This window comes from Hydrogenivirga sp. (assembly GCF_056450045.1).
Genome location: NZ_JBWONM010000106.1, coordinates 1 through 9,525, shown reverse-complemented (window position 1 = coordinate 9,525; position 9,525 = coordinate 1). Strand labels below are relative to the sequence as shown.

Below are 9,525 nucleotides of genomic sequence, written 5' to 3'. Positions count from 1 at the left end.
ACGAGGGTTACTACTGTAGCTGTTATGCTTGAGAGGGGGTCAAAGTAAAAGCCTGCTGAGAGCTGGTAGTCTTGAAGGGGTAGGAACTGGTAGAGTTTTACCTGTATTGGGCTATGGAGGGTTTTGGCGGCTGTGTAGAGGGAAAAGAGAAAGGAGAGGGCTCCTCCGAGGACTGCTATTACTCCGCTTGCTAAGTCCCCTATCTGTCTCCCAAATAACCCTATTACTATGAAGGCTAAGAGTGGCGCAAAGACAACTACCAGACCTTCCATGCCTTACCCCCTCATATCCGTGATTTCGTCCGTTGACTCAACGAACCTGTAACGGAATATGGCTATTATTATCCCGAGACCCACGGCAGCCTCAGCGGCAGCGAGGGCTATTATGAAGAGGGCGAATATCTGCCCCTCCACTAGCCCCATGTGGGCGTCCGCTCCCACAAAGGCTATGTTGACCGCATTGAGAGCGAGCTCAAGGCTCATCAGAACCGTAACGAGGTTCCTTCGGGCTATGAGACCGAGCACGCCGAGCCCGAAGAGTATCATGCTGACCATCAAGTAAGCCTCAAGGGGTATCGTCTTCATAGGTCTGACTCTCCTTTCTCCCTATAAGAACCGCTCCTATCATGCCTATCAAGAGCACGAGGGAAACTACCTCAAAGGCAAAGAAATACTTCGTAAATAGGATTGAGCCCACAACCTCCGTGTTACCAAATTTCTCTATGAAAGCCCTGAACTTTCCCTCAGGGGAGGCTGTAACACCGAGGAAGAAGACTATCGCCATCTCAACGTAGAGAAGAACCACGAGGGGCAGGGAGATGATGCCCTCCATCCTGTAGTGGCTACTCTTCCTGAGAGCCTTCTCCCAAGGAACCGCCGTCAGAACGAAGACGTAGAAGACGGCGATGGCAACAGCGTATATGAGGAGCTGAAGGGCTCCCACGAGCTCAGCCCCTGCGGTGAAGAAGATGCCTGCTACGGCTATCAGGGCGGAGAGAAGCCAGAGTATAACGTATATCGGGTTCGTAAAGGTTATGACACCCAAGCCCGAGATAATAGCCCATGCTGAGAACAGAAGGAATATGGCGAACCTTACCATTCGTGCCTCCCCTTGTACTCAGGCTTGGGAAGCTTCACTTTGTTTTCATACCATAGCTTTTCCCTCTGGCTGTCATCTATCCATATCCTGTCGGGTTCATGCTCCCTTCTTGACTGCCAGTCCTTACCTATCTTCTCAAGGAGCTCAAGGTCAAGGATTGAGTCCTTCCTGGTGTAGGAAGCGGTCTCATGGATGTCGGTCTGATAGAGACAGTCAACGGGACAGGCGTCAACGCAGAAACCGCAGAAGGTACAGAGCATCAGGTTCATGTTGAAGACGCTCACAACTCTCTTGCCGTTGTCCAGCTTCTTCCCCTCAATCTCAAAGAGCTGGGGGACGGGACAGGCACGCTTGCAGAGAAGACAGACAACACACCTGCTCCTTCCGGGGATTACCTCTATGTTGAACCTCTCAACCCACTCATCGTAAGCGGGCTGGGGCTCGTTTCCATCAACTACCTTATGGGCAAAGAAACCCCTGAACCTCTTCGGGGGAGTGATCTTCTCATAGGGGTAGTGGGTCGTTATGGTCTTGGAAAAGGCGTGCCTTATTGTGACAGAGAGACCCTTTATAAAATCTATGAACAAAGCCCTCTCCAACCACGAGAGGGGCTTGGCTGCCACACGCTTAATCATCGCACTACCTCCCAAGGAGAGCGATAGATATTCTAACAGGATTTTATTTTCCTTGCCGGCTTACTCCCACACCACCGGGGCTATGACCGCGGTCAGGACTATGTTGATAAGAGCCAGGGGCAGCATCACCTTCCAGGCTATCTCCGTTATCTGGTCTATCCTGTACCGGGGTAGGGTCCAGTGAAGCCAGAGGATGAAGAGGAACAGGAGAGTGACCTTCAGCAGGAACCAAACGTAAGGGGAGAAGGCACCGAGGAAGAAGAGGGGATCAACGAAGCCCACGAAGGGTATGTTTATAGGAGACCAGCCGCCGAAGAAGAGGACAACAGCTATGGCAGACAGGGACAGAACCTCAACGTACCACTCAACGAGGGGAAAGAGTCCGAACTTCATCCCTCCGTACTCAACGGTAAAGCCTGTGACGAGCTCGGCTTCCGCCTCCTGTATATCAAAGGGGACCCTTCCCGTCTCCGCCAAGAGGGAAAACAGGAATACAACGAAGGCTATCGGCTGAATCCATATGTACCATAGGTTCTGGTCTATCTGCTTCTGGACTATATCGTAGGTGGAGAGGGTTCCGGCGAGTATCAGGGGACCCATAACCGCAAAGGTTATCGCTACCTCGTAGGATATTATTATCCCAGCCTTTCTCATTGAGCCTATCAGGGCGTACTTTGAGTTGGAAGCCCAGCCAGCTACCGCTATAGCGTAGACCGCAAGGGAGCCAAGACCGAAAACGAGCAGAAGGGCGACGTTAACGTCGGTTAGGATCGGCTTTATCCTGTAGCCGAAGAGCTCAAACTCAGGACCGAAGGGGACAACCGCAAAGACGAGGGTTGCGGGGACGAGGGCTAAAACTATGGCGAGGTTGTAGAGGAACTTGTTACCATAGCGGGGAAAGAGGTCCTCCTTCGTTATGAGCTTAAGACCGTCAGCTAAGGGCTGGAGAAGTCCATGCCACCCAACCACCATAGGTCCGGGTCTCCTCTGGATGTGGGCAGCTACCTTCCTCTCAACCCAGGTGAGGTAGGCTCCAACGCCGAGAACTATTCCCAGTATAACGAGTATCTTGACTATCGCTATGATGAGTCCAGCTACGACACTCTCCATCAAGCTCCTCCTACGTCCAAACCTTTGAAAAGTCTATACTCAAATTGCACTTCCCAATGTCCAGCTCAAGTTTATCACCGCTCACATCCCTGAGCTTTATAAAGGCTCTCTCGCTGTTCCTGTAGACCCTCGCCACCCTAAGCTCAGGATAGACGAGGATGTAGTAGGGGACCCCTTCCCTTCTGTAAATATGCTTTTTAACACCTTCGTCCCTCTCCGCTGTGCTGTCAGAGACAACCTCTATTATCAGTGCTGGGGCTGTCTTTATGTAATCCTCAACTGGTTCACAGAGAACAGATATGTCGGGTCTCAGGACTGTATCAGAGGACACTATATAGTCCAGCTCCGAGACTACAACGCACACTTCCAGTGAAGAGTTTATCTGGGTGAGTATGTTCGCAAGAACCCTTTGATGCAGGTACTTTGGCGAAGCCAAGGCAACGGGTATACCTTCAATAAGCTCCCAATCACCCTGCCACCTCTTGTAGTCCTCCACGGTGTAGTGGGGCAGGTAGCTGACCTTTCTCATCGGTCCGTCTCCCCCACAACAGGGTCTATGCTGGCTAATATGGTGACCGCGTCCGCTATCACCCTATCCTTCATAAGGTAGGGATATATGCACAGGTTGTAATAGGAAGGTGGACGGACCTTAACCCTGTAAGGCTTCACGCCACCCATTGACATAACGTAGAAGCCGAGCTCCCCTCTTGGGTTCTCACCCGATGAGTATATCTCCCCGTGGGGGACCTTCAGACCTATGCCGTCTATGGTGAGCTTGAGCTTTTTATCTTTGGGCACCTGGGCAAAGAAGGGGGCGTCCTTTGGCATGCTTTCAAGCTTCTTAACACACTGCTCAATTATCCTTACGCTCTGCCTCATCTCCTCAACCCTTACGAGGTAGCGGTCGTAGCAGTCTCCAACCTCTCCAACGGGGATGTCAAACTCAACCTCCTCGTAGGCGTCGTAAGGCTCAAGCTTCCTCATGTCGTAGGGGATACCCGAACCTCTGATTACAGGTCCCGTTACGCCGTAAAAGTAGGCATCCTCGGGGGATATGATACCCACCTCCTTGTTTCTCCTGAGCCATATCCTGTTGCGGGTCAGTATCCTCTCCCAGTCATTGAGCTCCTTCGGGAATCTCGCTATGAAGGACTTTATAACCTCAAGGGCTCCTTCGGGAAGGTCCATCCTGACACCACCCACCCTCGGGTAGGATATGGTCAGCCTCGCTCCCGTTATCCCTTCAAGGATGTCCATTATCTTCTCCCGCTCCTTGAAGGCGTAGAGGAATATGGTCAGAGCTCCGAGGTCAAGGGCGTAGGTCCCGAGCCACAGAAGGTGGGAGTTTATCCTCTGGAGCTCCGACATCATGGTCCTTATGTACTTAGCCTTTTCAGGAACCTCATCCTCTATGCCGAGGAGCCTCTCTATGGCAACCACCCAAGCCTGATTGGAGCACAGAGCTGAGAGGTAGTCCATCCTGTCGGTGTAAACGAGGAACTGGTTGTACATCTCGTTCTCTGCGAGCTTCTCAACACCCCTGTGGAGCTGTCCCAGGATAACATCCGTCTGAACTATCCTCTCACCCTCAAGGTCAAAGAGGAACCACATGGTCCCGTGGGTTCCGGGGTGCAGAGGTCCCCAGTTCAGAACTATCTGAGCCTTCTTCTTGAGCCTTCTCTTCTCCGTTATCTCAAGGTCCTCAAGGGTCGGCACTATGGTGTGCATTCTCTCGTAGTTCATAGTCCCTTCAAGCTTGTCCCCCCAGAGGACCTCGTTCAGAGAAGGAAGGTCCTGCTCGGGTATACCTTCAAGGGGAAAGTCCTTCCTGAGAGGGAAGTAGGGGTAGGTATCCCATAGGAAGGCACGGACGAGGTTGTCATGCCCCTCGTACTCTATACCGAACATATCGTAGCACTCTCTCTCAGCCCACTTTCCCGCAAACCACAGCTTCTCTATGGTGGGGAGCTTCCCCTCGGTTCGGCTCTTAACTATAATCCTCTTCCTTTCTTCCACGTTGTAGAGGATGTAAAAAGCCTGGAACCTTGATATCCTGTCCTCGGGAAAGGCGATCAGGTTTTCCTTCACAGCGTTCTTAAAGTCCTTCTCCTTTTCAAGTATCTCCTTAAGGTCCACCACGGAGTGGTCTATAAAGAGCTTATAGCCCCTTAGCTTCAGCTCCTTAAGAAGAGGAATCAGGTTCTCCTTCTTTATGTGCAAAGAGGTTGCATTGCTTCCCTCAAATATCCCGAGCTCCGGGAACCTCTCTTTAAGCTCTAAAAACTCATCCGCCTTAGCCCAGGGCATCAAACTTCCTCCAGTTAGTGACTTCTTCCGCCTTCAACATCCTCGGACTCTATAGAGTAGAGCCTGTAGACGAAGTATATAAGTAAAATAGCTAAAGCAATCCCGCCGAGAGTATCAAGCATTCTCAACCTCCATACGCTTGAGTATTCTGTTGACTTTAAGATAGAGCTTCACCACATACAGGACCAGCATGAAGTCTATGACAAAACCGCTCAGGAAAAGCAACATATCTTTTATATCCCAGTCACTTTTGAGGACAATTCCAGTAAGACCGGTGCTGACTATCACGACCAGCGAGACGCCTACCTTGAACCTGTCATGCTCTATTTCAAGCTTGCTCTTAAGGTATTCTGTATTCATACCTCCTCCATTTCAAACTGCCAGTTGAGAGCTCCCTTCCTCCAGGCGTAGAGGAGCCCGTAGGTGAGTATAAGGATAAACAGGAACATCTCTATGAAGCCGAAGACCCCCAGCCATCTGTAGACGACGGTCCAGGGGAAGAGGAAGGCAGCCTCTATATCAAAGAGGAGAAGCAAAAGTCCCAGAAGGTAGTAACCCTGGTGGAAGGTGGTCTGGGCGTTCTCATCGTAAAGGGGAACACCGCACTCGTAGGGATAGTCCTCGTACTCCTGGGGCGTCTTGGGACCGAAGAGCCAGTTGAGGGATATCATCACTAAGGCTATCCCAACCATTATCGCAAAGAAGAGCAAAAACCCTATGTACTCCATCTCCTTCACCTCGCAAAGAGAGCTTCAGAGGCAGGGCTGAGCACCTGCCAAAGGACATCGGGCACAACTGCAAGAGCTATAGTCAGCAGGGTAAGGAAGATGAGGGATACCACCTCTCCATAGCTCTTTCTCGGCACGCTCACATCCTTTTCCTTGTCCTTCATATACATAAGCACAACCAGCCTGACGTAGTAACCGGTAGATATGGCGGTTGAGAGTATCATTATGAAGGCAAGCCACCAAAGACCATCAAAGGAAAGAGCCATAAAAACGAGAGCCTTTCCCACAAAGCCAACCGTTGGGGGAACACCGAGGAGGGCAAACATGTAAACCATGAAGGCGAATGCTAAGTAGGGGAGGTTGAAGCGCAGCCCTGAGAACTCCCAGGTTTCGTTACCCCAGCCCTCTGCCCTCTCAAGGAGGGCAACAACGAAGAAGGAGCCTGCAGCCATTATGGCGTAAACGAGGAGGAAGTAAAGGACAGCTTTCAAGCCAATCACCTCTGTAACAGCTACCGCCGCGAGCACGTAACCCGAGTGAGCTATTGAGGAGTAGGCGAGAAGCCTCTTTATATCCTTCTGAACTAAGGCTACGAAGTTTCCGTAGAGCATGGTAACGGCGGCTATCACACCAACGGTGAGCATCCACGCTAAGGAGAACTTCTCCTGAATGAGGGGCATGATTCTGACCACAGGTAGAAAGAAGGCGAGCTTTCCCACCGAAGCCATGAAGGCTGTCACTGGAGTGGGTGCTCCCTGGTAGGCGTCCGGTAGCCAGAAGTGAAAGGGAACCGCACCTATCTTTATAGCAAAGCCTATGAGGAAGAAGACAAGTCCAAGAATGAGGTAGTGGTAGTCCTTACCGCTGTATGTCAGTATCTCCCTCAGGTCAATTGAGCCGGCGTATATGTACATGAAGACCGCACCGTAGGAGGCTAAGGCTATGCTCAGACCCCCAAGGATGAGGTACTTGAAGGCTCCCTCCTTGGATATGAAGGAGCCCCTCAGCAGGGCTGTCAGTATGTAAAAGCCTATAGAGACGAGTTCAAGGGAGACGTAGATGATTATCAGGTTGTAGGAGGAGACGAGTATCATCGCCCCCAGCAGGGTAAAGGCGAGCATGTAGTAGAACTCGCCGTAGAAGGACCTCTTGGACTGGAAGTACCTGTTGGAGAAAGCCACAACCGTGAGGGCTATCGCCAGCTCAAAGAGCTTAACGAGGGAACCAAGACCATCGTTGGTAAAGCTCCCGTAGAAGGTGTCCCCGTGGGTCCTGCCCGAGACACCCACGGACATCAGTGCAAGAAGATACCCTATGGCACTCAGGGAGGGGAGAACTCTCCTCTTCAGAGAGGAAGAGAGCATGAGGTCAAGGGTAAAGAGGACAAAGGCTGTTATCAGAACGATGAGCTCTGGCAGAAAGAGCCCCAGCTTGGGTAGCTGCAACTCACCTATAAGCTGTCCTATATCCATATCCCTTTCCTCACTCAAGCCCTAAGAGGTTTTTGAGTATAAAGCTTATTGAACCATCAAACATCCTGAAGAAGACGTGAGGGAAGAAGCCTATCACCAGCACAGGAACCATAAGCAGGGTAAAGGATGCGAGCTTGAAGCCCCTCACGTCGGTAAAGTGCATCAGTATGCTCTCCTCCCTTACATCTAAGAAGAGAGTCTTAAGCATGTAGAGGACGTAAGCTGCGCTGAAGAAGGCACCAACTATTACTATTAAAGCTATTGCGTAAGAGTACTCCTTTGCAGAGACAACGGTCAGGAACTTGCCCCAAAAGGAGGAGCCTCCGGGAAGACCCATAGCCGCAAAGGACGTCATAGCGACTATGAAGGCGAAGACGGGCATAAACTTCACCGAACCCCTGAGGTTGTTCATGTTGAAGGTGTGCAATCTCCCGTAAATGAAGCCAGCTATCATAAAGAGGGAGGCGCTCGTCATCCCGTGGGCGAACATCTCAATGACCGACGCCCTTAGACCCTCCATGTTGAGGAGGAACATGGCTGTAACCACAAAGCCCATGTGAGAGACGGAGGAGTAGGCGACGAATCTCTTTATGTTGTTCTGGACTATCGTCATCCATGAGGCATAGACTATGGTTATTATCCCTATCGCAACCAAGAAGGGCATGAGCTTAAGCGTAGCCTCCGGGAAGAGTCCCACGTTGAACCTCAGCAGGGCGTAGGTTCCCATCTTAAGAAGTATTGCTGCGAGCACAACCGAGCCGGCGGTTGGGGCTTCACCGTGGGCGTCGGGGAGCCACGTGTGGAAGGGAACGAGGGGAGTCTTAACAGCAAAGGCGATGAAGAACAGGAGGAAGAGGAAGACCTCCATACCCGGGGTGTAGGAGTTCTTCAGAAGGTCAAAGTAGCTGAAGGAGAAGCTCCCAAACTGCTTGTAGTGAGCAACCCCTACCGAGGCTATCCCAAGAAGCAGGAAGAGAGAGGAAACGAATATGTAAACGAAGAACTTGTAAGCGGAGTAAAGCCTCAGCTTATATCCCCAGACCCCTATCGCAAAGAGCATGGGTATGAGGGTAAGCTCGTAGAAGACGTAGAAAACGAGCATATCAAAGCTTGCAAAAACACCCACGAGGAAGCTCTCGGTGAGCAGGAAGACCGCAAAGTACTCCCGGAGCCTGAAGTTTATCTGTCTGTCCCTGACAGACCACAGAACTGCCACGAGGGAGACGAGGGTTGTCAAGAAGTACATGAGAAGGGATAGACCATCAAGACCGAGGGAGAGCTTTACGTTCAGCTCCTTAAGCAAGGTGTACTCCTCATAGAACTGAACCGAAGAGGTTCTCTCATAGTCAAAGAGGTAAAGAACCACGAGGGACAAGAGGAAGGTAGATCCAGCGCCTGCGAGGGCGACAGCTTTGAGCAGACTTTCTCTGACGAAGAATAGAATGAGGGCAGAGAACGCCGGCAGGAGTATGGACAGACTGATGAAAGGCACACTACCAGCAATAGTTTCCATTCCCGCTTACCCCTTCACCCTGTCAAGGGCGTAGAGCATTATACCCAGTATGACGATTATTCCCACAAGCAGAAAAAGCACGTAGTTGTTAAGCAATCCCGTCTGAAGGCTCCTGAGAACCCTGCCTGACCTGAAGGTCCCTAAGACGAGACCGTGGATAAAGAGGTCAATGGACTTTATGTCAAAGGCTTTCCACGTGTCCTTGGCAACGAGGAAGAAGGTCTTGTAGGCTGTGGTTATAGTCCCGTCAATGATGAACCTGTCCCCCGCCTTATAGGTGAGCTTTGAAAGGAGCATGTATCCTTTCCCAAACCCCTTGTGGTAAAGCTTTTCAGTAAAGAACTGCTCCCTGAAGGTGGTGTGGAGGGGCTTGAAGGCAGAATACGCGCCCTCTGGGGAGACAACCCTCCTTACAAAGATGAGGTAGGCTATCAGTATTCCCGTGAGAGCCACACCGACAGATATGGCAGCAACCCCAAGGTGTATCTCCTTGTGCTCCCCTCCTATTGCATGCATGTACCAGCTCTCAAAAAATCCTCCTACTATAGCCATGACCCCAAGCACCACCATTGGCACTGTCATCACAGAGCCTACTTCCTTTGGCTCTATCTCACTTATCTCCCTGAACCTCTCTTTCCCGTGAAAGACTACAAATCCTTCCC

10 protein-coding genes and 2 pseudogenes are annotated in these 9,525 nt (G+C 51.2%); all 12 read right to left on the bottom strand.

Annotated elements, in window-relative coordinates:
* A pseudogene (locus tag AC1HCM_RS04580) lies at window positions 1-272 on the bottom strand (NADH-quinone oxidoreductase subunit L); the annotation flags it as partial.
* Window positions 273-275: 3 nt separating this feature from the next.
* Entirely contained in the window at window positions 276-584 is a 309-nt protein-coding gene (nuoK, locus tag AC1HCM_RS04575; protein WP_479460598.1) for an NADH-quinone oxidoreductase subunit NuoK, read from the bottom strand.
* On the bottom strand, window positions 565-1,098 hold the full coding sequence (locus AC1HCM_RS04570; protein WP_479460597.1) for an NADH-quinone oxidoreductase subunit J family protein: 534 nt from the start codon (window positions 1,096-1,098) through the stop codon (window positions 565-567). The genes nuoK and AC1HCM_RS04570 overlap by 20 nt, the downstream gene beginning before the upstream one ends.
* Window positions 1,092-1,733 carry a NuoI/complex I 23 kDa subunit family protein gene (locus tag AC1HCM_RS04565; protein ID WP_479460596.1) on the bottom strand — a complete coding sequence of 214 codons (642 nt, stop codon included), beginning with the start codon at window positions 1,731-1,733 and terminating at the stop codon, window positions 1,092-1,094. The genes AC1HCM_RS04570 and AC1HCM_RS04565 overlap by 7 nt, the downstream gene beginning before the upstream one ends.
* Before the next feature lie 60 nt (window positions 1,734-1,793).
* On the bottom strand, window positions 1,794-2,843 hold the full coding sequence (nuoH, locus tag AC1HCM_RS04560) for an NADH-quinone oxidoreductase subunit NuoH (RefSeq protein ID WP_479460595.1): 1,050 nt from the start codon (window positions 2,841-2,843) through the stop codon (window positions 1,794-1,796).
* Between the two features lie 10 nt (window positions 2,844-2,853).
* Complete coding sequence (locus tag AC1HCM_RS04555; RefSeq protein ID WP_479460594.1) at window positions 2,854-3,372, bottom strand: Uma2 family endonuclease; 519 nt, start codon at window positions 3,370-3,372, stop codon at window positions 2,854-2,856.
* Entirely contained in the window at window positions 3,369-5,150 is a 1,782-nt protein-coding gene (locus tag AC1HCM_RS04550; protein WP_479460593.1) for an NADH-quinone oxidoreductase subunit D, read from the bottom strand. The genes AC1HCM_RS04555 and AC1HCM_RS04550 overlap by 4 nt, the downstream gene beginning before the upstream one ends.
* Before the next feature lie 114 nt (window positions 5,151-5,264).
* Window positions 5,265-5,510 carry a hypothetical protein gene (locus tag AC1HCM_RS04545; RefSeq protein ID WP_479460592.1) on the bottom strand — a complete coding sequence of 82 codons (246 nt, stop codon included), beginning with the start codon at window positions 5,508-5,510 and terminating at the stop codon, window positions 5,265-5,267.
* Complete coding sequence (locus tag AC1HCM_RS04540) at window positions 5,507-5,878, bottom strand: NADH-quinone oxidoreductase subunit A (RefSeq protein WP_479460591.1); 372 nt, start codon at window positions 5,876-5,878, stop codon at window positions 5,507-5,509. The genes AC1HCM_RS04545 and AC1HCM_RS04540 overlap by 4 nt, the downstream gene beginning before the upstream one ends.
* A 5-nt stretch (window positions 5,879-5,883) precedes the next feature.
* The gene (locus AC1HCM_RS04535) at window positions 5,884-7,350 is read right to left on the bottom strand and encodes an NADH-quinone oxidoreductase subunit N (protein WP_479460590.1); all 1,467 of its coding nucleotides are present in this window, start codon (window positions 7,348-7,350) and stop codon (window positions 5,884-5,886) included.
* 10 nt (window positions 7,351-7,360) lie between these two features.
* The gene (locus AC1HCM_RS04530; RefSeq protein ID WP_479460589.1) at window positions 7,361-8,863 is read right to left on the bottom strand and encodes a complex I subunit 4 family protein; all 1,503 of its coding nucleotides are present in this window, start codon (window positions 8,861-8,863) and stop codon (window positions 7,361-7,363) included.
* Between the two features lie 6 nt (window positions 8,864-8,869).
* Window positions 8,870-9,525, bottom strand: a pseudogene (locus AC1HCM_RS04525) (NADH-quinone oxidoreductase subunit L); the annotation flags it as partial.

Coding starts and splice junctions, on each gene's coding strand:
- nuoK (WP_479460598.1), bottom strand. CDS start 584: ATGAAGACGATACCCCTTGAGGCTTACTTGATGGTCAGCATGATACTC.
- AC1HCM_RS04570 (WP_479460597.1), bottom strand. CDS start 1,098: ATGGTAAGGTTCGCCATATTCCTTCTGTTCTCAGCATGGGCTATTATC.
- AC1HCM_RS04565 (WP_479460596.1), bottom strand. CDS start 1,733: ATGATTAAGCGTGTGGCAGCCAAGCCCCTCTCGTGGTTGGAGAGGGCT.
- nuoH (WP_479460595.1), bottom strand. CDS start 2,843: ATGGAGAGTGTCGTAGCTGGACTCATCATAGCGATAGTCAAGATACTC.
- AC1HCM_RS04555 (WP_479460594.1), bottom strand. CDS start 3,372: ATGAGAAAGGTCAGCTACCTGCCCCACTACACCGTGGAGGACTACAAG.
- AC1HCM_RS04550 (WP_479460593.1), bottom strand. CDS start 5,150: ATGCCCTGGGCTAAGGCGGATGAGTTTTTAGAGCTTAAAGAGAGGTTC.
- AC1HCM_RS04545 (WP_479460592.1), bottom strand. CDS start 5,510: ATGAATACAGAATACCTTAAGAGCAAGCTTGAAATAGAGCATGACAGG.
- AC1HCM_RS04540 (WP_479460591.1), bottom strand. CDS start 5,878: ATGGAGTACATAGGGTTTTTGCTCTTCTTTGCGATAATGGTTGGGATA.
- AC1HCM_RS04535 (WP_479460590.1), bottom strand. CDS start 7,350: ATGGATATAGGACAGCTTATAGGTGAGTTGCAGCTACCCAAGCTGGGG.
- AC1HCM_RS04530 (WP_479460589.1), bottom strand. CDS start 8,863: ATGGAAACTATTGCTGGTAGTGTGCCTTTCATCAGTCTGTCCATACTC.